The 26,763-nt window shown below is 49.1% G+C and carries 16 protein-coding genes; 1 reads left to right on the forward strand and 15 read right to left on the reverse strand.

The window, feature by feature from the left end; all coding sequences use genetic code 11:
- Positions 1-11: 11 nt before the first annotated feature.
- From ACIFO6_RS06435 to ACIFO6_RS06455, 5 genes are all read right to left on the reverse strand, one after another.
- A complete protein-coding gene (locus ACIFO6_RS06435) occupies positions 12-665 on the reverse strand; it encodes a beta-mannanase (RefSeq protein WP_430039176.1) in 654 nt (217 codons plus the stop codon).
- A gap of 18 nt (positions 666-683) precedes the next feature.
- Complete coding sequence (locus ACIFO6_RS06440) at positions 684-1,973, reverse strand: vWA domain-containing protein (protein WP_430039178.1); 1,290 nt, start codon at positions 1,971-1,973, stop codon at positions 684-686.
- 70 nt (positions 1,974-2,043) lie between these two features.
- The gene (locus ACIFO6_RS06445; protein ID WP_430039180.1) at positions 2,044-4,410 is read right to left on the reverse strand and encodes a transcription initiation factor TFIID; all 2,367 of its coding nucleotides are present in this window, start codon (positions 4,408-4,410) and stop codon (positions 2,044-2,046) included.
- A 3-nt stretch (positions 4,411-4,413) separates the two neighbouring features.
- On the reverse strand, positions 4,414-7,803 hold the full coding sequence (locus ACIFO6_RS06450; RefSeq protein ID WP_430039182.1) for a tubulin-like doman-containing protein: 3,390 nt from the start codon (positions 7,801-7,803) through the stop codon (positions 4,414-4,416).
- A gap of 24 nt (positions 7,804-7,827) precedes the next feature.
- Positions 7,828-9,633, reverse strand: a complete 1,806-nt coding sequence (locus tag ACIFO6_RS06455) for a vWA domain-containing protein (RefSeq protein WP_430039184.1) — start codon at positions 9,631-9,633, stop codon at positions 7,828-7,830.
- 445 nt (positions 9,634-10,078) lie between these two features.
- On the opposite strand from ACIFO6_RS06455, the gene ACIFO6_RS06460 reads away from it, so the two are divergent.
- Entirely contained in the window at positions 10,079-10,996 is a 918-nt protein-coding gene (locus tag ACIFO6_RS06460; RefSeq protein WP_430039186.1) for a hypothetical protein, read from the forward strand.
- Positions 10,997-11,118: 122 nt separating this feature from the next.
- Here the strand turns inward: ACIFO6_RS06460 and ACIFO6_RS06465 are convergent, their stop codons facing one another.
- From ACIFO6_RS06465 to ACIFO6_RS06510, 10 genes are all read right to left on the reverse strand, one after another.
- On the reverse strand, positions 11,119-13,866 hold the full coding sequence (locus ACIFO6_RS06465; RefSeq protein ID WP_430039187.1) for a PHB depolymerase family esterase: 2,748 nt from the start codon (positions 13,864-13,866) through the stop codon (positions 11,119-11,121).
- Between the two features lie 557 nt (positions 13,867-14,423).
- Positions 14,424-15,560, reverse strand: coding sequence for a bifunctional cystathionine gamma-lyase/homocysteine desulfhydrase (locus tag ACIFO6_RS06470; protein WP_430039189.1), 1,137 nt, complete (start codon positions 15,558-15,560; stop codon positions 14,424-14,426).
- A 1-nt stretch (position 15,561) separates the two neighbouring features.
- On the reverse strand, positions 15,562-16,485 hold the full coding sequence (locus tag ACIFO6_RS06475; protein WP_430039191.1) for a PLP-dependent cysteine synthase family protein: 924 nt from the start codon (positions 16,483-16,485) through the stop codon (positions 15,562-15,564).
- Positions 16,486-16,767: 282 nt separating this feature from the next.
- Positions 16,768-17,067 (reverse strand): DUF6509 family protein, encoded by a 300-nt coding sequence (locus ACIFO6_RS06480; protein WP_430039193.1) that lies wholly within the window; start codon positions 17,065-17,067, stop codon positions 16,768-16,770.
- Entirely contained in the window at positions 17,061-19,028 is a 1,968-nt protein-coding gene (locus tag ACIFO6_RS06485; protein ID WP_430039195.1) for an ATP-dependent DNA helicase, read from the reverse strand. Before ACIFO6_RS06485 ends, ACIFO6_RS06480 begins: the two co-directional genes overlap by 7 nt.
- A gap of 375 nt (positions 19,029-19,403) precedes the next feature.
- The gene (locus tag ACIFO6_RS06490) at positions 19,404-19,922 is read right to left on the reverse strand and encodes an RDD family protein (protein WP_430039197.1); all 519 of its coding nucleotides are present in this window, start codon (positions 19,920-19,922) and stop codon (positions 19,404-19,406) included.
- A 392-nt stretch (positions 19,923-20,314) separates the two neighbouring features.
- On the reverse strand, positions 20,315-21,436 hold the full coding sequence (locus tag ACIFO6_RS06495) for a glycoside hydrolase family 88 protein (protein ID WP_430039199.1): 1,122 nt from the start codon (positions 21,434-21,436) through the stop codon (positions 20,315-20,317).
- A 54-nt stretch (positions 21,437-21,490) separates the two neighbouring features.
- Entirely contained in the window at positions 21,491-23,401 is a 1,911-nt protein-coding gene (locus ACIFO6_RS06500) for a glycosyl hydrolase (RefSeq protein WP_430039201.1), read from the reverse strand.
- 16 nt (positions 23,402-23,417) lie between these two features.
- A complete protein-coding gene (locus tag ACIFO6_RS06505) occupies positions 23,418-25,334 on the reverse strand; it encodes a hypothetical protein (RefSeq protein WP_430039203.1) in 1,917 nt (638 codons plus the stop codon).
- A gap of 205 nt (positions 25,335-25,539) precedes the next feature.
- On the reverse strand, positions 25,540-26,532 hold the full coding sequence (locus ACIFO6_RS06510; RefSeq protein WP_430039205.1) for a cation diffusion facilitator family transporter: 993 nt from the start codon (positions 26,530-26,532) through the stop codon (positions 25,540-25,542).
- Between the last annotated feature and the right edge of the window lie 231 nt (positions 26,533-26,763).

Below are 26,763 nucleotides of genomic sequence, written 5' to 3' on the forward strand. Positions count from 1 at the left end.
GCGGCCTCCTTTCATTCAGGGACTAATTCATATACCGTGCCATATTTCTGGCCGTCCGTAAAAAACAGCCGCACAAATTCATCTCCGCCCACTTCGACAGCGGGCAACACATTCCGTCCCGCGACAAACGGTGCCGTAAACGGGTACAAGGTTCCGTCTTCCTGGTCTGCCGGATAGCCACCACGCTTTTTCACATAGCAAAGCGCCTCCTGCGGAACAGGAACTTCAGCCGTCACCTGAATCTGCACCGTTTTGCGGCTGCGAAACCAGCCTTTTTTGTGGTGGACCGCATATCTGATTTTAGCTTTACCCGTGCTCAGCTCCAGTCGGTTAGCTCCATCCTGCTGACGGATTACAAAAGTATCTCCGTCCTCCCGTACAGCCGGATACACGGTATACCGAACGCGTCCAATGCCATCAATCCGGTCACGGTAGCTGCCAGCAGCCTTGTATTCCTCACGTGTGAAGAGCTTAAGGCTTGAAAAAGCCGGCAACGCTTCGGCGTCTTCTTGCCCGTTCACACCCGGATCGGCTAATTGTTTCGCAATATATACCACGGCGATTCCTTCTGGCCACTGCCAGCGAAGCACAACCCGGTTGTCGTCAATTTTGTGGCTCAGCTCCGAAATAGCAGGATCACCGGGCTGTGCATCCCTATACTGCATTAGCTCCAGCCTCCCGTTCTAAAATCCACTGCTGCGTCGATTGCGCGGCGGGCCTTCCGTTTCCCCTCTCCGGCTACCTGATGGGTTACCAGGGCTTCCTCCGCCGGAAGAACGGCGAGTATTTTCCGCAACTGGCAATACGAGCGAGAAGACGGCGATCAGGTTCGCCAATACGAGCGCTGCCACCAAACGAATCAGCAAATCACCGATGGACGAGCCGGACAGGCCCTTTTCCAAAATAAAGCCAGCCAGCAATCCGGCAGGAACCCCGCCAATCGCGAAATTCCGCGCCAGAAAACGGTTATCGAACATCAGTCCGAGTGCCAATCCCAGCAGGACGCCGATAATCACCAGTGCAGTAACACGATAAATGGCAAAATACAGACTGTCCGCATATTCACCTGTTCGCTCTGTTACCAGTGTACGGTCGCCGATTTTGTCATAAATTTTACCGAACGCCTGAGCAAGACCTTGGGCATTCGCTACGTTGGAGTAGGCTCCGCCCGTCAGCCCAGCAATATTTTGCAATAATGCTATACCATCGGATTCAGCGAGCTTCAGCCCGATCGTATTAATCGGAATCTGCCGGGAGATGTAAGGAGCCAATGCCGTCCGAGTATCCAACTCACTAAAGCCGTCAGACAGCATAATGACGAGAGAGCCCTTATCCGCATTACCCTGAGTTTCGATTTCCTTGATGGTTTCATCCAAAGCAAGACCGATTTCTGTGCCGCCTGTTATTAAGGTCTGCATACTGTCAATTTTGGCATAAACGGCTTGCTTCTCCGCAGCTGTGCCAATCGGGGTAAACGGCTGAACCAACTGCGCAGTGGACTCAAAGGAAACAATGGCTACCCGCTTGTCTCCATCCATTTGGCCAATTAGACTCTTGGCGGCTGTCAGACGTTCATTGTCGGGATCTGTTTGTTCCATACTCCCGGAATTATCAATGACGAGCACGAGATCCTGTACGCTTTTGCGACCTTCCGGGTTCACCTGATAGCCCAACTCCAGCAACAGCCCTGCTACGAAAAGCATCACCAGCGTAGCAGGGACCAGCAGCTTCCAGGACAGACCGGAGTAACGCTGCCGCCATGACGGCCCGTTCAGTTGTGGCGAAATCCATTCGCCGAGCAGGCATCCGAGACCAATACACAGCGCCATGATGCCAAAATACAGCCCAATCACGATGATATGTGGCCAGTACCCTATCAGTTTGTTAAGAATCAGCTCTCCAATGATGAAGCCGACTACGGCGCCCAGCAAGCCGAACAGCAGCAGGAGAACATTAAATTTACGCTGCTTCATAAGAATCGTTGCTTCCTTCCATAATTAAAGTAGGAGGATTTTGAAAATTCCTCGTGGGATTACTATGTTGCTACCGCAGTTCCGGCAGCCGATCCGCATTGATCCCGTGAAACACGAAACCATTCGCGATATATGTCTCATAATACGTCTTGCCGTTGCGGTAGACCATCAGATCCTCCAGATGGAAACCACCCATCAAATGAAGCTTTTCTACCCCGCTGCTGCGACGCTCATGCACAAACCCCAGCTTGTAAATACGCGAGGTAATATCCACATCCAGCGCATACGGGAGAAATTCGCCTTCATAGTCACCAAAAAAATATTTTTCCTCATACCGATGCTCATGGGTGTAATCCAGCAAACGTACGTTAATACCGCCGTTTTCCTCCAGCGTTTGGTACAGTTTTTTAAACAGCTCATCCTTCGGAACGACCAGTCGGTTTTCATAGGCAGCAGCCACATTCGCCCGCCGCAGCAATTCTTCCTCGAATGTCTGGTTAAACGGCTGTGCGCTGAGGATCAGGGTGCGGCAAGTCTGTGTGAGTCGATCCACCAGCTTGGACGGACCGCCATCCAACAAACCGGATACAGGACCCATGTGCCGGGCATCAAAGAATACAGCTTTTCCCCGCTTGGTCTCCAGCTCACGCATGACATCCTCCGTCACACGCTCATAGTACTCAAACAGGTTTTGACCTGTATAGCTGTCAGCCTGACGGACGCTGTCCGTTGCAGCCTGATGCAGATCACGCTCCAGATTGGCAAGCTGTACGGTAATATGCTTCGCCTGCATATGCCATTTTTCAAGAGCCAGCTCATAACGGCGAAGTAGCTCCAGGTCCGTTTGAATCCACAGCATGTTTAGCTTGTGACCATAGACCGTCTCGATCAGGTAACGGATCAAGCTGCGCACATTATGTTTATCCATCAGCGGCAAACGTTGAAAGGGTTGGTCTTCCACTCGTCCGCTATACAGGGCATCCAGCTCAGCAGCGCTGATCTGCAAGTCATTGGACGTATCTCGAATCAGTCCTCGAATGACGGTAAGCACATTCCCGGTCTTATTCTCATCCGTCCAGTCCGTAAGCTCGAACAAACCGATCTCGGGGTGCTCCCTAGCCGATTCGTTCACAGACGTTTGCAGACGTAATTCCGCCTGAAAATCCCCCAACCGTTTGTGTACGATCCGTTCACAATTATCGCGAAAAAAGGCTTCGCAGCCCTGTCCGAACAAGGCTTCCTCCGCCTCGCGCAGCGTCATTCGCTTTAACGAGCCGTAGCTGGCTCCGCTGGTCATTAAAGCGCTCATGTCCGTAATGACCTCATTACCAGGAACGAGGTCATTACGTGTACGGCTGCGCTCGGCAGCATCCAAGCCGAAATAATCCAGCTTATCGCGTATATCCCATTCCTGCTCTGTTCTCATACGCGCCAGCAGCTTCACATAAAAGTGATGCAGCACTGTAAGCGCAATCGACTCATTAGGGCGCTTGACCCGGGAAAATCCGGCCGACACATAGCCCTGCCGCCCGGATTCCGTCATAATGTTGTTTTTAAACGATGTATTGTTGTACCCGCCATCCTGTGACCGATAGGAATCTCCCGCCTGATAGCGGTTTTTGAGAAGCTGAATGTGGCAAATGATATCACAGCTCTCTCGCAGGCTATTCGGCACCGTTACACCGCGTTCGTTCTTGTCGGACAGCACATAGACGAGATCGAACAACGGCGACGGAGCATGCGATACTGGAATGGTCAGTTTGTCCTCAGTCATATGCAGTGGCGCCGTGAACGTATAATCTGGACTTTGGATATAGTCCAGTTCCCTCATAAAAGCGACTGACGCTGCGCTGCTATAGCCAAATTGGGCTGTCTGATCGCTTTCGCTGACTAATACGTACAGATCCATCTGTACCGACTTAAAGGACTGCGCAAAAATGTATTCCGCCAACAACGTAATCTCGGGAACCAATACATTCATGGGATCGTCGGCTGTCGTCAGGATCGACAAATGGACACGCTCGAACGAGGAATACAAACGACCGTAATCCGCCAAGTGCCCACTAGCCCGGCGCAACGCGTTGTTAAGCTCAATCAACTGCGATTCATGTGTATAAAAAGCCTGATGCAAATCACGTCGTCCGGTTTTGTGGCTACTTTCCTCCGGTACTGCTACCGCATGGACAATGGCACCCACCGGACAATCTACAGTGGCAGGCTCCTCCTGCGACCGGATGTGAATGTACGTTACCCCCGTACTGTTATCCCACTTGGTCCGGTTGATATCTTCAATGGTGTTCATCACCGGGCCCATACGGTCACCGATAAAAAGAAACACGGACGGGAAATGGATGCTGCTGCGTCCATCCCCGCTACCGATGAATTGATCCTCTGCGGCTGCATAGTCAGCCGCATAACGTAACAGCTGCTCTCTCATACTTTACTTCAACTTTCTACGAATATCGTTTAGTTTCCCGGACATTTGAGCGTAGAACGCATAGAGATCCGCTCCGTTAGCCAGCTCCACCTTTTCATATTCCAATTGATTCCGGGCTTCCAAGTAGATTGCAGCCAGTTCATCCAGCTTCGCCAAGAGCGGCGTAATATCCTCAGACGAAGTCAGTACAGCATCACGGCGGTCCGCCTTACGCATCAGGGCTGCATATTTTTTCTCTTGCAGACCACGGAAGTTCGTAAACACTTCAAACTCCACGTAATTACGACTCTTCATGACATTGGCAAATGGCTCCCAAGCCTCTTCCTCTTCGTCACGGTCATAGACGTATAAAGCGCCTTTCTTCGTAATCGTGTCGGTATAGAGTGCCTGAATGAACTGATCCAGCCATTTTTCCTCATCCTGATATTTGCCCAGCAAGGCTTCCAGCTCGGCGGCCTTCGCTTCCATTTGAGTATATTTCGCCAGCTCTTCACGAACCACCTGCGTTAACTCCGGTGAACGGATCAGGTTTTCCTTCGCCATTTCTTCATTGATGCTGCCAAAGATGTCCTTGCTTCCCGCCTGTTCCAGCCCTTCAGCCAGCAGACGCTTCAGCTCGGACCACGCTCTCTTCACCTCACCCAGATTCGGCTTGGATTCCTGCAAACGCATATCGTAGCCTGCCAGCAGACCATTCAGATCCAGCGCACGTGAACGCAGCACAGTAAAGCGGCTGCTCGTATTCTGGTCAACATCCTTCTCACGGATCACGCCAAGTGACTTGGCACGGTCGAAGTCGTTACGGATGCGGGCATTGTAAGCTTGCACACGCGAATTGACATACGTCTCTCCCCACGATTTTTCAGGAATCGGTGACGGCAGATTCGTCCAGTTGTTCTGGCCTGTTTGTACCAGATGACGGCCAATACCTTCGCGGTCAAGAATCGTTTTTTCATAGCTTTCTTCATACACCTTGAGCGGTGTATATACAAACAACGGCACACCATTGCGCGTATTGAGCCAGAAAATCCGGTTACGGACTTCGCTTTCCTTAATTGTAAAGTGTGATTTACCAATGGCATTATTTTGATAATTGCGAACACCTTTCAGAATGTTAGGCGACTGCACCGGAACCGAGACGAAGCCCCATGACGGGAAATACAGGTTACCCGAGCTATTGCTCAGATGGAACACAGGCACAGCTTCTTCATCCAGCTTACTTGCAATATAGCGCTCCACGAATTTGTCAATGGCCTCATCCTGCCCGTATTTCATCACGAGGAAATCCTCCATCGAACGGGTAATCAGATCACCGAACTTGTCGGTCAGGAAGTTGGAGATGGAACTAATGATGTCGATATCCTGATCCTTCACCCATTGATCTGAATTTTCTAACAACTCTTGGGCAAAATCACGAATCAGATCGTCACCATCACGCTTATCCAGCAGCTTGGTTACGACTTCGGAAATATCCGGCACACTGACCAGATTCCAGTAGTACGTCTTGTTGCCTCTGTGATCGGACTGCTCCTCGCCGTTAATCAGCAGATCGCCATTCTTCTCGAAAATCGCGCTCAGAGCATTCAAAATTTCAGTAAATACATTATAAATGCGACTGTTTTCCTTATTCAGCAGATCATACAGGTCTTCATAAAATTCAATAAGCTGCTCTGTACGCTCCACATCGGCCCGAAGCCAGTATTCATTGATTTTCGCTTCAATGTATGCATTTTTCTTTTTATCCTTGGACACGAACGCGCTCTTGGCGTCGCCCAGCTTTTCGTCCGCCTGTTCACGCGCCCATTCAATATCCGTTGGGATACGATGCAGTGATTCACGCAGCGTCTCAATGTATGAAAGCAGCATTTTCAGCAAGCTAAAGCCTTTTTCCGTATAAATCATACGGGACACATAGAACGGCCCTTGCTCGGGATGCAGGAACATCCGACGGATTTGGTCGGTAAACTGCCCCGTAATTTCACCCGGAAGCTGTTTCTTCGCCTTGATATATTCCTCACGTGCACGGGTCAGGAACGTCTGCTCCAGCTCTGTGTCCATATTCACGACTTGCATTTTGACCACATTGTTGTAGCTTAATCGTTCGCTGTTTTCAAAGCCTGGCAGCGGTTCGGGAACACGAGATTCAAAGTTTTTGATCATGCTGTCCAGATCGACACCCAGCTTGCGGGCAAACTTCTCCACATCCTCTTGATTCGGCGATTGCTCGAACATTTTGGACATTTTACCGAACATCCGGTAGGCCAGATATGTCGTCATTTCCTCCATCGGCAGTACCGCCGATGAAGCCCCGATAATATTGTAATCGTAGTTGGCAGGATATGCCTTGTTCATTTGTGCAATATTGGTACGGATGTTGCTGATATAGTCATGAATCGCAAACTCTTCGCCTGACTGCTTTTCCTCACTTGCCATAAAGTTGGTGATGTTCTCGGCGGTAACATTCATGCAGTAATCATAGGCGTTTTCCAGCAGCTTGCCTTCGGTATTCGTCGCTGAAATGAGATGACACAGATTAAACGGCGGCAGCGGTGAATTCACGGTCAAAATGTTGCCATACTGCTGCTTGAACCGTTCTCCGCGGCTGTCCACATTCATCCAGTAGTCCAGCTCTTTGAGCGCGGCATAGCCGTTCTTTTTAATATATTCGCGTGTATGCTCGCTCAGGCTTTTGTTCGCCAGGTTAATGTCCGGCGTAAACAGATATCCCAATGTATTTACACGGTCTATACCTGCGGAGCCGTAATCACGCTCAATAATCCCTCTGACGATATACGAGATATCGAGGAAGGTACCGCTCCCCGTACCGCCGGACAAACCGGACAGCAGGAACACCATCAGCTTCTTATTGGTGCCTTCAGACAGGGTTTTGATTTTCTTGTCAATGCTTTGCACGACTTGATTAATTTTGGTGAACAGCAGCAAACGTCCAGCCTGCCGCACCCCTGCCGCACCGTTCATGCCATCGGTAATGCTCAGCTCGGGTGACAGCCAATCCGTAATGTATGGCTCCAAAATGCTGCGGTTTTGCAGCAAGCCACCGATTTCCGCATTGGACAGCAGTACAAACTCGTTGATTGGGTCCAAGCCGATCCCTTTATATTTTTTGTTGCGATCCTGCTCATTCGTTTCAAAAGCGAGAAATTCCACGTTGTCCGGCTTCTCGCTCTTTTTCTTGGAAACCGGATCTGCCGGCAGCTTGAATCTGCGGTTAATTTGATATTTCAAGCGGAGGAGGGCATCAATACCCGTCCCTCCGAGTCCGATAATCAAAATGGGATTATCAATGGTATCAACCCTGATTTTATCGCTTACGATCCCTCCGCCGAGTGATACGTCTAATTGCTGGATATGCTCTCTAACTACTGGTTTCATAGATTTGACCTCCTAAGGGTTCGTTTAGCTGTTTACTGAAATGAATTCCAGCAAAATGGTTTTGTCCACGCTTGCCAGCGGAATCGTCAGACGATCGCCGTTTTTCAGTTCAAGACCACTGCCTGTATCTACAGCGCGTCCGGATTTTTCAATCGTAATCTCCGAAGTGCTGCGCACCATGATACGGTCCTGATTGCCTGGCGTGAACACCACCTTATCGGTTCCGGCAAATTCCGGTGCCAGTTGCAGCAACTGGTGCAGATTGAATTTACCCCGGAAGGTGTTCAGCTTTTTGTATTGCGGATACGTTTTTTCACCGGTATTTTCGTCCCGGATTTCAAGAACGATTTGTCCAACGAAGCCACGGTTGGCTTTTTTGACAGCCTTCCAGATGAAAAATGCGGCAACCAGCAGAACAAGCAGTCCCAGCCCTGCAAGAATGAGTGGCAGCAGCTTGGACTTCTCGGCAGGTGCTGCCGGCGCTGGCGTAGTCCCGTTATTCGTGCCACTGCCCACCACAGCCTTGGCACTGATGGTCACAGGCTGGGTTTCACGATAGAAGCTCTTTTCCTCTGCTCTGACGGTTAGTTCATAGTCATGCTCATCCGGTATCGTGTAGGAGCCAGTAAAGGCATCCCCCTCATTTTTCAATGGAACCTCATTCGTTGTACCGGAATCGAGGTCCTTGACCTTCAAAACTGCATTCATATTGGCATACAGTTCCTGATCCTGAAGCTGCTGATTGTTACTCGTCAGGTAGGAACGAATTTGGATTGCGTCACCTTTTTTGTAAGCTTTGGCAGGCGGTGCGTCCAGTTTCAGCTCCAAATCATAGTTGAACACCAGATTAATATCAATCTGATCCTGCTGGACTCCCTTGACCTGGAGCTTCCAGTCGCCAGCCACAGGCTTGAGCAGCTTTATCAGCGAGTAGCTTTTCGACTTGGACAGCAGTACATCACTTGAAGGAATCGGCTTGGTATTGCCCGACGGGTCTATCAGTCTCGCATCCACCGGCTTGGAGGACATAATCGAAATGTTAGCCTCCAGCACACTATCGTTCGGTACAGTTACCGTAACGTCCTGATAGCTGCCGTTCGCTGTAATGGACTTCAAAGGAACAACCTTCAGCTTCAAATTGCTGGCGAAGATTTCACTCAAGATGTTCGGCAGGTCATCCGCCGAGCTTGTAATAAAAGATTTACCGCCCGTTTGCTGCGCAATGTCTGCGAGCTTGTTTTTATTCAATTTTCCGTCTGCATTCAAACCAATGGTGTAGATCGGAACGCCGCTATTTTTAGCTTCGGCCACAGCCTTCGCCATATCCTGATCGGACTGGCTTTCAGTTCTGCCCGTCGTTTTATTTAAATCGTTGTTACCATCGGCCAGCATAACGATCATAGGCGCGTGTCCGGCTGTTTTGCCATCCTGCAAAATGCGGATCGCTTCCTTGACACCTACGGAGGTGTCAGTATACGCCCCCCGGTTCAGTCCGTCAATGAACGACTTCAGTTCCTGCTTGTCCGCTTCGGACGTAATATTAAGCAAAGCCTTCTCGCGCTGTACGACATCCGTATACGCTACAATGCCGACCTTGTCATTTTGCGTCGACAGCATATCAATGAACATTTTCATGGCTTCATTGCCAATTTTGCCTGGATCACTGGTATTCATGGAATTACTCACATCGACAACCAGCACCGCATCCACCTTGGAGGCGGAGGTTGAAGCGGCCTTCGCCGTCTGCGGCTGCCATGCCGAAATTGAGGTCATGATCATTGCACATATGATTCCGATGACCAAAAACCATTTTCTGTCTCTACTAAACATCGCTTGTACCCCTTTGCCGGTTAGTTCTCATTCTAAATTACAGTTGTACTCCCCTACTATTAAATTATAATGAGTTTTACATGAGAGCCAGCTGAAAATCATGCCCGAATAGCCTGAATACTGCCAAAAAGTCTATTATACCGCGGGATTTTACCAATATCCTGCAGTAGTGATATAATTATACCCCAACAAGGGCAATCGGGCACCAGCCTTCTCCTTTATACGACAAAAATAACAGAAGCGAAACCCGCCCTTGTAAAATATCGCTGTAAAAATCTGAGCAGAAAGAGGAAGTACACTATGATCTCATACGGATGTTTGGCGATTTTGTTTCTTTTTGTCGCCATCAAATTAATCATCTACTCTATACATAAAAAACGCGCTCCCTCGATTACACAAATGGACACCGAGCTTCTAGCCCTGCTGAACCTGAGAAGTGATCGCAATGAGTAGTGCCAAGCAACCTGTACAATTTCGTCCGTTTATCCACACCGAGCATGCGTACCAAAGACTGCGGATATGCAAGCGTTGCGGACAGTTTACTGCCCTATGGGAAGATAAATGTACGTCTTGCGGTCGGAATGCACTGGTTCCTGTAGAGCAATATGCCCACCATAGAGCCAAGCTTTATTTTCGCAAGGACCTAGCCTTCGGCATCGTGCTGCTGATCGCCGCCGTCTTTTTCGGCCATTCAACCCAGCAAATGCTCCTGTGTGGTATCGTTGGCGCACTTCTCCTGCTACCCTTGGTGTTTTTACAGCAGCGTATTCGTTCCTATGAGCAGCGCAGGCAGCTTATACGCCTGTTCAGAGGCCGCATTGAGCAGATTAAAGAGGGCCTGAACATCAATCATAAAAATGCGGTTGCCCTGCGACAGCTCAGCGAGCGTGTTTCCTATGAAATGCTGCGCGAGATTGCCGCACTCATCCACAACGACCGGATAAGGCTCCAACAGGTCGCCTTGCTGCAAGCCTTTGTTCTCCGCAAGGATATGGAGCTAACGCTCGACCCTCTCCTGATCAAAAGCTTTGAACCGCTTATGGTCAGATATATCGGAGAGATTGCCAGATTAAATCGCGAGCTAATTAAGGATCGGACGTTCCGTTACGTGACCTTTTATGAACGTCGCATTCTGGAAATGGCAGGAGGCGAGGATATTCTCGTCCGTGTTGCCAGTGCGGCTGTCCGTAAAAAGCGCTACGTGGTCACGCACTCCGGTTTTATTTCCAGATATGTGCGCAAACTGCCGAAGGAACGAGTTCAGCGTTTATATCATATCATTCAGGAGAATCCTTATGAACCCTTTGGCGATTTGGCCGATGAGGTCAAGATCGTATATCTGATGGAGCAGTATAAAAACTGATTTGTCCTAATGCCCTTCTATATATGACGTTATGACTACGACAAACCACTGCAATAAAGCAGCAAAAAACCGTCAGGATCGCCAGCGTGCCTCCGGACGGTTTTTTAATTACGGCTTTTGGTTCAACCTTGCAGCTTTTGCTGCGCATGATTTATGGAATTAAAATTAAAAGCCCGCACACCCTTGCTGTCATACACGATAATATCCTTGTTCAAATACGGGTGCAGACCGTTAAAATAACCAGGCACAATCAGTCTGCGCGTGAACAGGTTTTTACCTAGCATGCGGGGAGAATTGGTCGCCACAACAAGCATTTGTTGGCTTGTGGACCACGGGGCAGGCTGGATATACGAAAGACAATACTCGCCTGCCGTAAAATCGCCGTCCAGTATATACCCTTTTTCCGTACAGGTGATCTGCAAATGGGCTTGATGCCGCTGAAGCAGCTCATGTCTGGACAAGCCCGAAGTGATGCAAATAACGTTACTGTCAGCCAGTTCTTCCTCCGAAATCATGTGAGAGGACGTCACTGGATAATGAACGTCAATATATGGATTCCAGGTCGCTGTGCGTGGGCTGGCCAAAGCCTTCGCCGTCCGTTTTACCGCCTGCTCTTCTTCGGGTGAAGCATAGCTGGAGGGAAGGACAATATGCAGACGATCCATATAAACGTCGAGCACTCCCATACCATGGCCAGAAGGATTCCGACCTGCGCTTTTTAACCTGCACAATGCCGTTTTGTCATCCGTTTCTTTTCCATAACTTCCATACGCTACGCTACCGCGTTCAGCAATCAATCGATATTCAGGTGAGGGGCGTTTCCGCGACTCTATTTTAACAAAGCGAAAGCGGTTATATTCTAGCAAATCCAACACGAAAACCCGCGCACCAATACGGACATGGGCAAGCTCCAATGGCAGGATCTCATGTGAGAGGTGAATAATAAATTCATCGACGTGGATGGCTCTAATATCCAGTTCACCCGTTTGGCTTAATTCACCGTACAGCTCGGCATATTCCTCGTTTTCATCCACTTGCGTCAGTTCCAGCCAATACGCGCGGTTATGTCTCCCCCGCTCCGTTCGGTAGGCAATACGCTGAGGTACCATTACTCTCTTCCATTGCATAAGCCAGCTCAGTACACCGTCCAAAAGCCTCAGCTCATGTGTATCCCAATGGTTGGCACACCGTTCCACTACTCCTTTATAATGGTCGGATGAAAGCTCGGTTTCAGGAGCCGTATAAGCTTGCGCAAACAAGTAATCCTGATCTCCAATCACATTGAATATGGGCATATTCAGTAAGTTCATCAGATGCTTCGGATGCGGTGCACCAGCAATGACGGCAATAGCCGCAAAACGCGAAGGATAAGCCTGTGCCATCGCCCAGGCAGCATATGCGCCGTTAGAATAGCCCGTCAGATAGATTCGGTCTTTATCCACCTGGTACGCTTGCAGAATAACATCCAGCGCCTCCAGAAAAGCGGCTTCGCCAATGTAACTGCCCAGCGTAACTCCACGGCACGAAAAAGTGACGAATATCCCTTCCTCTTCCCAGCCCTGTCCAAAGCCCCGTTTCTGAAAATCTGGCAGACCCAGCTCATACCGTTTGCCCGGCATCAGGACGATGAGAGGATACTGCCGATCCGCCGAATAGCTTCGGGGAAGCTGTATCGTGTAGCGTTGCAGGCTGTTGTCCAAACGAGAGACAAAAAAGCCTTCGCCAATCCCGTCAGGGCACAAAAGGATGTTATCTTCCCGATATGGATGCTGAGGCCGTTCCATGTACGCATGTGTGAAAATCTGTTTTAGCAGCTTGATATATTCCCGCACAATGCGAATATCCCAGACTTCAAAAGGGTCTTCCGGCAAAGCCGTTAACCTTTTCAGCTCCTCCAGCAAGCCTTTTGCCTGTAATTTCCTCGCAGAGCCAGAAGCATCTATATTATAGAATTGATTATACTGGTCGTACTCTTCTTGCAATCCCTCCACAACCGCCAACAAAGACCGCACAAGCATCGAGTACACAAAATAATGCTCTCTTGCCTCATGGTCCTGATATGTAACCGTAAAATGCAGCATTCCCGTATTCCCGGTAACTTCCTCATCCCAGGCATATTGCTGCTCCTGCTCCCAAACCGCCTGAAATCGGTCCAGCAATGTTCCCTCATCATTCGTTACCTCAACCCATAACGGCTGATCTACAGGAAGATCTATGCGATCCTTGCGCAGCAAATAAAAAGAGATTGGACTGTCTTCCCCCTCCCTGCCAGCGGGTTTCTCCACCTCCAGCCATGCCATATGAAAACGTATATTGCGCTCTACGAATTCCTGATGCAGCTCCGTCACATCTGCACTATCATACGTATGAGTTCCACTAATCCGAATAGAGCGAGCTTCATCGGGAATAAAGGCTGCAACGACCACCACCGTATGATTTCCTTCCTCCAGAACCAAGCGCAAAGGACCGGATTCCGCATAAACCAATATGCCGTCCACCCAAATTTGTCCTGTTCCTTCAAACGGTCTGAAAATCACTTCCTGTGCTGCCTCGCAGTGAAGATTGGAAACCAGCAAAAGCCTTTCTTGCTCATTCAGGGGCGGAAAGACACCTAAATTCAATTCTGCGTTTCGGGGGTCCAGATCAGTTAATAAGCGGCACGATGCCGTTCCTCCAGCCGAAAGCTCCAGTCCCTCTTCATTACAAGCCCTTTCCAAATCCCATTCCTCAGGGGTAAAAAGATCGGACCATGCCCTACCCACACCGCAATTTTCCGGCAGCTTGACCGGACCGACTGCATAAGCAGACGTCAGACGAACCGGATGATCCAACAGCACAGTTGTTGCTTTTTCCAGATGCGTGAACCTCATAACATTCCCCCTCCAGGTTTTTGTTTCCTCAGAGACGTCGCGATAATACTCCGTTAACATTCATTTTAACTATATAAAGCTATTCGTTATCGCCTTTGCGTACTCCTTTCTTCTTCCAAAAAAAAGAGGCTATGCTTAAAAAACAGAAAAACGAAGAAAGCAGAGTGCTTAACTTCGTTATTGAAAATTTCTATACATTTAAGCCTATTTATATCTGTCGTGATTATTGCTATCCACACTAGGGTATAGTATGTTTAGAAAAAAGTTACTACTTTCAAAATTGGAGAGAAAACAATGGAGATCATGACGATGATGCGCGACATGGAACAAACTTCAAAATAATTCCTTTGTATTGAGCATTATTATTTAACTGATTTTCGCGAATTCCACAGAATTATTGCTATTCCGTAGAAGATCAAACTACTCCAATAATCTATCATTGATCTGGTCAAAATGCCGCCATAACGCATTAATTTCAGAATCCTTAGCTTCTCTGCCACTCTATATCGTTTAGTTGTTTCGCATAATTAAGTAGATCCAAATAGTCAAAACGATTCTTAGCCTTGCAATGCCACCTGTAAGTCCTCGATTAAATCCTCCAGATCTTCAATCCCTACGGAGATCCGTACCAGTCCTTCGGTAATGCCCAATTCTGCGCGGCGTTCTACCGGAATGGAGGCATGTGTCATACGTGCCGGAACACTAATCAGACTTTCAACCGCTCCCAGGCTCTCAGCCAGCGTAAAAAATTTCAGTTTTTTCAGTAGTGCGACCGCATTGGCATCGCTACCTACATCAAAGGAAATAATACCGCCAAAGCCATCGGCCTGAATTTTGGACAGCTCGTGCTGCGAATGGCTTTCCAGTCCAGGGTAATACACTTTGTTAACCTTCGGATGCTTCTCCAAATAGATCGCAATTTCCTTGGCATTTTGCTCAATCGCTTCCATACGCAGACCCAATGTTTTAATACCGCGGATCAGTAACCAGGAATCCTGCGGGCCGAGAATAGCACCAATGGCATTTTGCAGAAAATGAAGCTGCTCACCCAACTCGTCGCTGTTCACAACAGCCAGACCGGCTACAACATCGCTGTGCCCGCCCAAATATTTGGTAGCCGAGTGAATAACGATATCGGCTCCAAGCGTAAGTGGTGTCTGCCAATATGGAGTGGCAAATGTATTATCCACGATCAGCAATAGGTCATGCTTTTTCACCAGCTCCGAAACCGTACGGATATCCGTAACTTTCAGCAGCGGATTCGTAGGCGTTTCTACATACAGTGCCTTCGTATTCGGACGGATCGCTTGGGAGATAGCCTCCAGGTTCGTCGTATCTACAAATGTAGCCTCAATGCCAATCCGGTTAAGCACCTTGCTTACAATACGGTAGGTGCCCCCGTATACATCATCGGTCAGTAAAATATGATCTCCAGCATTAAACAGTGAAAATACCGCATGGATCGCTGCCATCCCCGAGCCGAAAGCAAAACCGCGTTTTCCTTCCTCCAGCTCCTTGATCAGCTCTTCCAGTGCAAAGCGAGTCGGATTGCCTGTACGCGAATATTCGTAGCCTTTATGAACGCCGATTTCCTCTTGTTCATAAGTGCTTACCTGATAAATAGGAACGTTAACTGCACCCGTATGCGGATCGGTGGGGAGGCCGCCGTGAATCAGCTTTGTTTTACGTTTCATTTTATATCCCGCCTTCATATATTTTTTTGCTCAGATAGCGTTCGCTGCTATCTGGAAAAATGGTGACGATATGTGCGCCATCCGGTGCGTTCTCAGCTTCCAGTAAAGCGGCATGTAATGCCGACCCGGAAGAACTGCCGACAAGAAGTCCTTCACGCGCTGCCAGCTCCTTGACACGGTCGAACGCATTGACGTCGCTAATCGTATGAATGGCATTAAAATAACCTTTGTCCACAAACTCGGGAATCAGTTCCATACCAATCCCTTCCGTTTTATGCGAACCCGATTCTCCGCCGTTCAAAATCGAACCTTCCGGCTCTACGATTACGGTTTTTATGGATGCATTTTGCTCCTTGAGGTAACGCGAGGTCCCCATAAAGGTTCCCCCCGAACCTGCTCCTGCTACAAATACATCTACTTTTCCGTCCAGATCGTTCCAAATTTCCGGTCCCATTGTCGTGTAATAAGTCTCTGGATTATCAGGATTGCTGAATTGACGCGGCAAATAGGCATCTTGAAATTCAGCAGCCAGCTCCTTCGTTTTCTCGATGGCTCCCTTCATCCCCTCACTTGTCGGGGTATGAACGATACGCGCTCCCAGCGCCTTCATTAAATCTTGCTTTTCTTGACTGAACTTTTCAGGCACAGCAAAAATAACCGAGATATTATAATGAAGCGCTGCCATCGCAAGACCGATACCTGCATTGCCTGCTGTGGCTTCAATTAAAGTTCCCCCCGGCTTCAACTGACCTGTTTTTAAGGCTTTTTCAATCAGAGCCTTGCCCACCCGATCCTTCACGCTGCCACCGGGGTTCATAAATTCCAGCTTAGCGAACAGACGAATCCCCCTCGGCAGAGAATAGCTGTTCAGTTCTACTAGCGGTGTGCGCCCGATTAATTCCAAGGTATTATGATATACATTCATGATTTCATGCTCCTTTTAATAGCGAATCCTAATAAACCAATGGTCAAAAAATAGCGACCTATTGCCGGAGAAGCTCGCCGTCATCCCCCGAAAAAGCATAGTAATACGGTGTGTATTGGTGCAATAAGATTTTATGTTTATTTCAATCATTTGTCAAATATCTTCTTTCACAGCCCACCCCTGCTTGAATGAGCATGAAAAAAAGGAGCCTGATCCATGACATCAGAACTCCTTTACCTACTTCGTTATACGGTGGCAATCACAGCCAAGCGATCTATTACGTTACTTTACGGCTCCGTCCTGCACATGCTCTTTGCAGAAGCTCTCGACAGCCTGCAACTCATCCTCTTCCAGCTCAAGCTCGATGTAACGGTTCGTAACTTTTTCAATCAGCTCGTATTTCAATATTCCTGTTTTCTCCTCGTCTACTAAATAAAGCGTACGAATATACAGTCCGTTTTCTGTGTATAGCTCGTCGTCCTCTTCAACCTCTACATCAATTATAAATTCATAACGCTGCCCACTCAAAATACCAAAAGCGTCTCTAATCTGATCTACCGTGTACGATGTAAAATTTAACATGTCTTCATTCCCTCCGGATTTCCTTCGATTACAGTGCATTCTACGCCCGCAGGCAGTAGTTGTAAAACCTGTGTACGTACTTCTTCGCGGTTCAGATCCTGGCCCATGATGGATATCCAGCCCCGATCATTACGGGAGCGAATTAATCGCCCGATGCCTTGTCTGAGTCTGAGTGCCATGTGAGGCATATCTATCTCCATAAACGGATCTGTCGCATCCTTGCGCAGTGCCGTAAAAACCGGATCATTGGGAGGAAAAGGCAGCGACCAGATGATGACGTGCGACAGGGACGGGCCTGGAATATCCAGTCCTTCCCATAACGTTACAGCACACAAGACGCTTTCCTCATCATTCTGGAAAGATGAGATCAGATGGCTGATTTCAGCCGATCCTTCATACAGAAAACGAAAAGCAAACGCTTCATGGTAAGCCGCGAGACCCGTTCTGAATGCATCCAGTTCCTCGTGTGAAGGAAACAGGATAAGCGCTTTTCCTTGCGATTTCTCCAGCAGAGCCAACGCTCTCTGGATTGGATCATGCCCCGCCTGCAACGGATATAATGAAGCTTGCATCTGATCGTTGTAATCATACGGTGAAGCAACGGAAAACGTGAGCGGATTTTCTATACCGAGGCTTTGCGCCATATAATCAAAGGAGCTCTCCACAGAAAGTGTAGCTGATGAGAATACAATCGGTATATGCTGCGCAAATACTCGATCTTTGAGAATCTCCTTTACCATCTTGGGCATAACCACAAGCGTTAATCCATCCTGATCCTCCATCACCCACGAAATCAGGAGTTCCGGACGCTTAAACAAGGCCAGCGCCGTTTGAATCATTTCCAGATGCTCTTCCACGATTTTGACCTGGTACTCATCCAGAGAAAATAACCCGCTTTCAAATACAAGCTCCTCTTCAATCGTGCCAATCAGTTCGCCAAAGCGGTTTACCTCTTGAATCAGCGACTCATTCAAAGTAAACTCCTTGCGATTAGAACCCTGTACCGGCTGACTGTTCTTATCGAGCACAGCGAACAAGGCTTCACTTTGGGATATCGCATCTTCAATCGTCATTGCCAGCGACTCTCGCACTTCCCCCTCCAGCAGACGGGTAATAATAGCCTCAAATTGAGCGTGCTTAAGCTTATAAGTGAGTGCATTCTGCGCCGCTGTCTCCAGCAGATGCCCTTCGTCAAAGACAACAGAGCTGTGCTCCGGCAGTAACGGCAGCTGGCCCTCACGCTTTCTCGCCTCATAGGTCCATACATGCTCCATATAAAAATCATGAGAGCAGATCACCAGATCTGCCGCTTTGCGATAATGATCGCGGGACAACGTCTGTCCACAACGATGCCGCTGATGGCAAACGAGACAATCTTGAAATACATCCCAGCCCAGTCTGCTCCACTGTCCGTCCGTTAGCTCGGGATACTCTTTGCGGTTCCCGTAAGGGGTAAAGGACTGTAGCGTATCCGGAAAATGGACAAAATCCGGCAGGTCCTGATAGATATCACGGAACACATCCGCGTCATCATCCAATCCGCTTCGTACATTATCCAGCTTGTTCAGACAAATATATTGATCCGGCGACTTACCCAGTCGGGCATCAATCGTCAGGCTCAAATGCCGCGCCAGCTTGGCGATATCTCCCTCCGGCTTCACCAGTTGTTCAATTAGCGACTCGTCCGCACAGGCGATAATCGCGGGCTTTCTCATGTACCGGGCATATGCAATAGCGTACAGGAGGTACACCAGCGTTTTGCCTGTGCCCACACCTGCTTCCGCGAAAATCGTTTTCTTTTCCTTATAGGCACGCTCCAACTGGAATGCCATATAAATTTGTTCATCCCGAACCTCAAAGCCGACTTCAGGCAAAACTTCATAAAATACATCCGCAATCCAGTCACTTGCCTGCTCAATAAACGGCTTGGACGGATCAAAGGCAAAAGGATAAGTAGTCAATCGGGCTGTGCCTCCAATTCGTTCATAATGTGCATCCTTTCATTATAACGCAAAACAACCTAAAAAGAACATGGAAACTGTACGAACAGCTCACATTTTTTTATTTCGCTATGAAGAAGGAAGAGATTTCTCCGTAAAACAAAGGGCGATTCTCCAAACTCAATCCTCCGCTACACTGCAAACGGCCGCTATAATCGCATTTTTGGGGAAAAGCTATGATAAAGAGGTAGGTTAAGCAAGGGAGGTTTTCATGGCATAATGAAAAAACGAAGAAACCATCTAATGCTTTCAGGGCAATAGCTGGTTCCTTGTTTACTTTTGCTTCATCAAATTCGGAATTTGTTACAGGAATCGTTTTCTAAATTTCTCTGTTCATCAATTCATGACATTCGTAGATACTGGTGATAAAGACGGATGCTGTTCATGTCGTTGCAGCTCTTTTTTATTCACAACCAAGGTTTTGGCACAGAAATCGTGTAGTCCCTGTTTTCTTGGAGTAAAAGCAACAACGATATATATAATATGTGCAATCGCACCTGATATGGCTTTAACCCAATAACGCCCCGAAGCGTGCATGAATCCAAGCCGTTTTCCTTCCTCGTTCACGACAATAAGAGAAAACGCAAGCTTGCCCGGCGTTGCTTGTGCATTTGATGACTCCCAAAGCACACAATACAGCCACGGCACTAAGAGCCAAAAAATCAGTGGCCACAATATATATAATGCTTTTATGAAGCCAACCTCCTCCATGTCCAGCAGGAATGGCATCGTGTAAAATACTCCGCTTACTAAAAGAACCATTACAATTAAAATAATCAGATCAATCAAAAATGCAGCCGTCCGTTTCCAAAACCCTCCGTATATCTGTTTTTCACTATCATTAGCAGTTTCCATGGTGATGCATAACTCCTTTTTAAATGAGATTTAAAACCCAATTTATCCCTTTGTCCAAGAAGTTATCATACGGATGCCTACCTCATTTGTCAATTTACGAATCAATTCTTATAAACAAGCAAGAGGACCTATATCCATGCATTAAAATGAAAATTTTATAAGAGCTAAGAGCTTATCTTCAATATTTTTACTCTGATTTAGTATGAACTAGACAAAGCTATCTCCTCTCTCCTGCTAGAAGTAGTTCTTTAGCATCGAATTGAATCAGCTATTTCGGTTATAAAAAAACAGCGTATATGTAAATGAAATTACACACACGCTGCCTTCATCGGCCCTACAAGATACCTACGCAAATAATAGTCCGGCCTGCCGTAGATTTTCCGCATCCCGAATTACACACTAAACAAGCCTTCTTCTCCACGCAATTTTGCCAGTGCCTCGACAAAGAAATAATCGCCGTAGATGATGGGCACGTTAATGTATTTTTGCTCGGGATAATGTACAGTTCCATTCATGAGCAGTCCCTCATGATCCTGCTCCCATGCTGTACATGTCTCATGCAAGCCCTTGAGAATGGATGCTGCTGCCGTCGTAAAATGCTCCGCACGCGTCGAATATTTTGCTAGCTCCAGCAGGCCACTCGCTGCAATCGCCGCAGCAGACGAATCCCAAGCTTCGCGGTGTCCCTCCTCCGCTCTAAAATCCCACACAGGCAGGCAAGCATCGCCCAGTTGGGACAGGAAAAAGTCTGCCGTGCTCTCGGCTACCTTCAAATAACGCGAATCGCGTGTATACCCGTACGAAAGCGTAAAACCGTACAAAGCCCATGACGTGCCACGTGCCCAGGCAGAGCCGGGTGCAAATCCCTGTCCGCCGTGCTCGGCGCGTTTTTTTCCAATCTCCGGGTCGAACTCGACCACATGCGCAATCGAACCGTCAGCACGGACAAACTCACGCGCTACGGTATCAGCATGCTGCACAGCCAGAGCGGCAAAACGCGGGTCCCCGCTTTCCTGCGAAGCCCAATAGAGCAAGGGCAGATTCATCATACTGTCTATAATCGCTACGCCCCGCGTATCCATGTCCTTGGCGTGGAAATTCCACGCGCGAATAAAACGGCCATTCACGTTAAAACGCGCAGCCAGCAGGTTAGCGGCTAACAACCCGCGTCTTCTGGACTCCAACTCTCCAGTCAACCGATGGGCTGCCACACCGCTGGGCTGCCAAATAAAGCCAAGATCATGGTCTACGGCTTCACTGTTGTAGAGCACCTTCTCCAGACGTTCCTCGCACTGCTGTGCAATGCTGGCAGCTCCGCTGTCAGGACGTGCCCGATTTACCAGCCACAGCAAACCTGGATAAAAGCCTGCCGTCCACCATTCTTCCTCACGATGATCATAACGTCCACCTTCTGCAACATGTGGAAAGGCGTTCCCCAGTCTTGCCGCCAAGGCAAGCGTTTTGTCCAAGGCCAGCTCCCACGATTGTTCCAGCCATGCTGCTGTTTCAGTCATTGCTCTTCACTCTCCCTTTTCCACATGTTAAAATCCGATTGTTCCGGTCCTTATTTATGCTGGCAAATGAATAATAAAAGAGATACGGCTACCCTCGCATTCCAAACGTGCTCCCTTGAGTAATCCATTTCGACAGGCCACAGCAGCCAGATCTTCTGGCCACACGACATTCGTTCCTTTCGTTGCTGGAATAACTTCCAGATTCGCACCTGCATATTCCACCCGAATGCTTTCCTTTTCTTCACCTGCCGACATGACATGGTGAATGACACTGCGTTCCCGTCCGTCATACGCCATTAAAGGAATAAGTGCCCCCACAGCCTGAATATTGCCTTGAAGCTCATATGTCACCTCAATTTTGCCGGGTACCTGCCGATATTGCGTTCGAATTTCCCACACGCCCGGAAACGGACCCTTCCACAACAACGTAAAATCAGTCTCTCCATCAGATGTGGTGCTTTGCTCCATCTGTACCGATCCCCCACCGTCCAACGGATCAATACCTCCATCCCGGTCGAACCCCAGCGTGCCGGGAATGCCTTCCGACAGGCTGTGCCATTTCCCATCCTCCGTTTGCCAGGCCGGGGTATAGCTGAGCGGGAAAATATCCCCTTCCGCAAAGCCTGTAAAGCCGCGGTCTGCATGCCCCGCCGAGGACGGACCGATGAGCGGAGGCAGCGTGGAACGCTGAATACGCACGATGCCGGGAATATTGTACGGGTCATTGACCGATGTCTGCACGAGCATTTGCTGCCCATCTACGGTCGCAATGACGGTCTGGAACCAGCCGTCCGTTTCCAGCACTCGGTTGCCCATTTCCGCCGGAATTGAGCATGGTGAAATGCGCTCCAAATCCGCTCCGTGCAGAAGTGTATAAGCCAGCGCAGCAGCCGTCCACAGACTGTAGCAGGTATGGTTCGAGTACACCTCGAAGCCATGCCGAGCCTCGGACGAATAATGGTTGCGGACGATATGCAGCTTGCCTTCGTCGGTCTGCCAGCGGCCAATTGCCTGCCAGCACAGGTCCGCTGCCCGCCGGAATGCGCCTGCAAGCCCATGCTCGCCCGCTGCAAAAGCCTGCTGCGCATGTGTCGTGAAAACGAAGGCCGCCGCCGCTTCATTCCACTGATGCTGAGCGCTTCTTCCACGCGGCGGAATTTCCCCGTGCGGGGATAACGTCAGCAGTGAGCTGAGCGCTCCTCTGTGAAGATGATCGCGCAGTTCAGGGGCACACCCGCCATCATATCCCGCCTCCAGCATCACACCCAGATGAAAGCGTGTGACAATATCGTAGGCGAACGGGCTATTGGGCCGGTCCAGCGGACCATCCTGATACAATCCCAATCCGGTAAAGCGAGGCAAATGATAACTACGGATATACGTCTCCATCCATTCCGAATCCGCGGCAATTCCTTCTGCCGCACGCATAAACTCACCGGAAATCATAATCGCGTTCCAGTTGATCATACGATTCGGATTTTTCATTTTGCTCATCGTAAAAATGTAGGTATCTTCCGGCTGAATCTGGCTCAACTGCTGCTTCCATGCTGTGGCCTGCTCTGGCAGCAGGTTTTTGAGCAGCCGATATGCCCCCATCATCATGATCGGAAAAAAGTCTGGATGGTGATCCGGGGCCCTCTCTTCCACCACACATGCGATGCTATGCGTTAAAGCCGCAGCAGCGGATTCGAGCAAGTCATACCGACCTTCTTTGACCAGTACCGCCGCTGCCAAAGCATAGGATGGAGTTGAGTAATACCGTTCACTATCAGAATGAGGGTCGATGATGGCCCCATTCTCATCCTGATGCGGGGTATAAGCACGAACCAGCTTTTCCAGCACAGCAAGCTTACGTTGGTGAGTCCAGCCGTCCTCCACTCGATTCAGCCCGATTTCCAACCGTTCTATAAATTCCTCCAGCTCCGTCTGCCAAGGATACACGTTGCCTGTGTGCAGTTTATTCATTCTGTCAGCCTCCCATTCAAAATGAAGAATGATTTATGGTAAAAAACAGCTCGCAATCCATGCTTGCAGCGCCGCCACAGCGATCCGAGGCCAGCCCTAACGATGTTTTATAAAACACAAACGGTCCCCCGTCATGATCCAAATGCTGCACAGCCTCCACCTCCAGACGCAGCACGCTGGCATCATAATCCAGCCTGACCGCTGCATTCACTCCCTTCCATTCCACAAAGCCTGTTCCCGTATAAGGCTGAATACGGCTGATCAAGTTCTCTTGCACATCCCACGGCTGTATGCTCCCGTCAGACGTCTCAAACTCAAAATGATCTGTGACGGTAAGCTTCGCCCCCTCATTCCCCTCCAACACATGCCATGCAAATGAGCGGGTGAACAGTGCCAATTTCTCTACGGGATACGCAGATGTCAAATCCAGCTTAAGCCCTGTACCCGCCTGTGCGGCCCCTTGCTCTCCCAAGGCAATATCCCGCACAACTGCCTGTGCCTCTGCACCTAATTGCTGCATGATCCCGTTAATAACAGGCACAGAATGACCGCCAGAGGAAATGTTGGTGATCGACTCTCGCCCCGGTGAGAAATAGGCTTTAGTATATAAGCCGGCTCCCAGATCACACAGCAGATTTTCACCACCGCCATGAAGGATAAAATGTCCCAGATCATTGTGATTGTGCGGTTCATCGTTATGCCCCCCCTTAGCTGAAAAGGAGAATATTGGGCCCTGTTCAACTGTCAAAGCTCCACATATACTGTGGTTGTGGCTTTGGCTGCGGCACATCAACCACCCGAGTTGTGGCAAATAATCGACTACAGCCTCACTGTTCCCAAAGGCCAAAGGTTCCGTCCAGACCAAATTTCGCAATACATGCGCCCAACGACGGCAAGGGTCCTCCAGTAGACCCGGTATGCGGAAAGGCAGTGTAGACGGTCGTCCCTGCAAAGCATTCAAACGAGATATAAGTCCGGAAGGAAGACGTTCGGTTTCACTGCTGTCCGAATAATTGGCGAAAATGCCTTCCGACAGATGAACCCGCTCCGCAAAGGCTGCTATTTGCCTAATTTTTTCCGAGCTGAGGACATCCACAGCCCCCTCGGTAAGTTCTCCCAGCATGGCGGCAAAATAGATAAAATGGCCAAAGCCGTACACCCAGTAGCCGACTCCTTCGGGACAACCACCGTCCTCCCTGTACCCTGCCAAGAAGCAGTCCAGCGCACCGAGCATTTTCTCGATAGCCGCAGCCTTGCGTGGATCGTCTTCTGCCAGCAGCAACACAGCGATTCCGCAGCCAGAAGCGCATACAGCCGCCCAGTTGTGATCCGCTGTTTCCCACTGAAAATGACGCGGCTCCCAGAATACAGGTTCTAAAACACGTCGTTCTACCTCACCACGCACCTGAGCGACCACAAGACTATCCAGTTGCTCACCTAGCAGCAAAATGATTTCAGCCAGCGTTTGCGCGGTTTCGGAAGCGAATAAATCCACCTGCTGCCAGGGCGGCGTCACCGTGTCCTCTTCGCTGACATGTGCAGGAAGTGCCCATGTATACTCCCCACAGATGTCCAGCAGACCGCTTTCCACCTCTTGGATCCGCCAAGACTCCGGTTCGGCAACGGCGGCCAGCACTAAGGCAACCAGTCGTCCACGCCGTTCAAAGTACACATCCTCATATGGCTTGCGCTCCCCTGTATTCGCAAACTGCCGGAACAGAGACAACGAAAGCGTCGGCCATGGCGTTTCCCGGTTATTCTCACAGACACGCTCAATATCCTTCCAAAGCCCGGTATAGTTCGGCTCAGAAACAGTCACCCGCAGTCTTTTCGTCCACTCATGCCTTAACCGCTGCCTTGCTGCATCTGACGCGCCGCCAGCCAGCACCGTGACGAGCCGCGAAGCAGGCCAAGCCTCCTTCAGAAGACTCATTTGTATTTCCTCCCCATGAGACACATTCGTTTTCGCCTTTTTTGTTAACGCTTTCATTGTATCTAACAATCCGCCTAAATTCAAAGGGGTAGAGAACAATATCGCAAAACGCAAAAGAACCTCCACGCCACGTTGCTTTGGTCATGGAAGTTCTTGTTTTACGCTATTTCCAAGCTTCGTCCAGATTCGCCTGGATTTATCGTTTCTAGGCTTTGGGCTTTTCTGATTTCCAGTTTTTAATCCCGTCATCCTCCAGAATACCAAGTGCTGCATCTGAGATATTAGGATCACGCAACAAAGCATCCTCGACTCTGAATTTGATATCGTCCGCATCTGCCAGTGTCATTCCTGGTGTAAGCTCGATAAGCCCTTCTACGTGATAATAGCGTCCCTCCTGCAAAATACGCATTTGGTAAATATCCGTCACATGCGTATCTGCAAGAATAATGGATGCCACGCGTTCTTCGATATCAGGGGGAGCAGATACTCCAATCAAGCCCACCATATTGTCGTAGCCAACCCGAAACGCAACGCCTACCATAAGACAACCGATGAGAATACTCGATATCCCGTCCAGCAGTTTAAAATCTGTCAGCGAGGTAACCACAACAGCCAGCAGAGCAAGCACACCACCCGTTGTTGCTACCAGATCCTCATAAAACACCAGACGAGTTGGCGGTGCAGCACGTCCCACATTGCGAAACGCAGAGGTGAAAATGCCGAACCCTTTCGCCTCCATTCTGGATTCATGCAGCACTTCCTTCATCGCTTTGCTCCATACAAACCCGTCAACCACCAGAGACAAAATCAGGACCACCACATTAATCCAAAATCCATGCGTGGATTCAGCCGGATGCTGCAACAAATGGATGCCTTCCAACGCGGTTTCATAAGCCATGATCGTTACGACAATAACCGCGAACATACAGAACAGGTTAATCACCCGTCCAAAGCCAGTAGGAAAGCGCTTTGTCGGCTTTTTCTCTGCCAGCACACTGCCAGCGAATACAAACACCTGGTTCACCGCATCTGCAATCGAATGCATCATGGTGGCAAACATGGAACCGCTGCCTGTCAAGGCAAAAGCAATCCCCTTAATTATCGCAATACCGGTATTACCCAGTGCCGCCGAGCCTGAGGACTTGTTCCCCTTTTTCACCAGACTCCAAAATGAATCTTTTTTCTGCTGCTCATCCATCCTGTAGCTTTCCTCCTGAGGTATACATAATTTGATATCGCCACATTATGTAATCTTTTGTTATGTATTATTTTTAACCCGTCCATATTTTACCTAACCATTCGGGGAGAAGCAATACAAACAGCGATTTAAATGCCATAAAAAAAGAATGCTCCACGTCATCCTGTGACGCGAAGCATTCCCTGTTCACCCCTCTGTGATACACTGCATCAGGTTAAGAGCACAGATGAC

The organism is Paenibacillus sp. NRS-1781, from assembly GCF_050467745.1.
GTDB lineage: Bacteria > Bacillota > Bacilli > Paenibacillales > Paenibacillaceae > Paenibacillus > Paenibacillus terrae_A.

Bases quoted from the DNA above. Each gene is read 5' to 3' on its own strand.
- ACIFO6_RS06480 (WP_430039193.1), bottom strand. From the start codon at position 17,067: ATGTTAAATTTTACATCGTACACGGTAGATCAGATTAGAGACGCTTTT.
- ACIFO6_RS06470 (WP_430039189.1), bottom strand. From the start codon at position 15,560: ATGAAACGTAAAACAAAGCTGATTCACGGCGGCCTCCCCACCGATCCG.
- ACIFO6_RS06465 (WP_430039187.1), bottom strand. From the start codon at position 13,866: ATGAGGTTCACGCATCTGGAAAAAGCAACAACTGTGCTGTTGGATCAT.
- ACIFO6_RS06495 (WP_430039199.1), bottom strand. From the start codon at position 21,436: ATGACTGAAACAGCAGCATGGCTGGAACAATCGTGGGAGCTGGCCTTG.
- ACIFO6_RS06500 (WP_430039201.1), bottom strand. From the start codon at position 23,401: ATGAATAAACTGCACACAGGCAACGTGTATCCTTGGCAGACGGAGCTG.
- ACIFO6_RS06475 (WP_430039191.1), bottom strand. From the start codon at position 16,485: ATGAATGTATATCATAATACCTTGGAATTAATCGGGCGCACACCGCTA.
- ACIFO6_RS06450 (WP_430039182.1), bottom strand. From the start codon at position 7,803: ATGAAACCAGTAGTTAGAGAGCATATCCAGCAATTAGACGTATCACTC.
- ACIFO6_RS06445 (WP_430039180.1), bottom strand. From the start codon at position 4,410: ATGAGAGAGCAGCTGTTACGTTATGCGGCTGACTATGCAGCCGCAGAG.
- ACIFO6_RS06455 (WP_430039184.1), bottom strand. From the start codon at position 9,633: ATGTTTAGTAGAGACAGAAAATGGTTTTTGGTCATCGGAATCATATGT.
- ACIFO6_RS06440 (WP_430039178.1), bottom strand. From the start codon at position 1,973: ATGAAGCAGCGTAAATTTAATGTTCTCCTGCTGCTGTTCGGCTTGCTG.
- ACIFO6_RS06505 (WP_430039203.1), bottom strand. From the start codon at position 25,334: ATGAGTCTTCTGAAGGAGGCTTGGCCTGCTTCGCGGCTCGTCACGGTG.
- ACIFO6_RS06510 (WP_430039205.1), bottom strand. From the start codon at position 26,532: ATGGATGAGCAGCAGAAAAAAGATTCATTTTGGAGTCTGGTGAAAAAG.
- ACIFO6_RS06460 (WP_430039186.1), top strand. From the start codon at position 10,079: ATGAGTAGTGCCAAGCAACCTGTACAATTTCGTCCGTTTATCCACACC.
- ACIFO6_RS06490 (WP_430039197.1), bottom strand. From the start codon at position 19,922: ATGGAAACTGCTAATGATAGTGAAAAACAGATATACGGAGGGTTTTGG.
- ACIFO6_RS06435 (WP_430039176.1), bottom strand. From the start codon at position 665: ATGCAGTATAGGGATGCACAGCCCGGTGATCCTGCTATTTCGGAGCTG.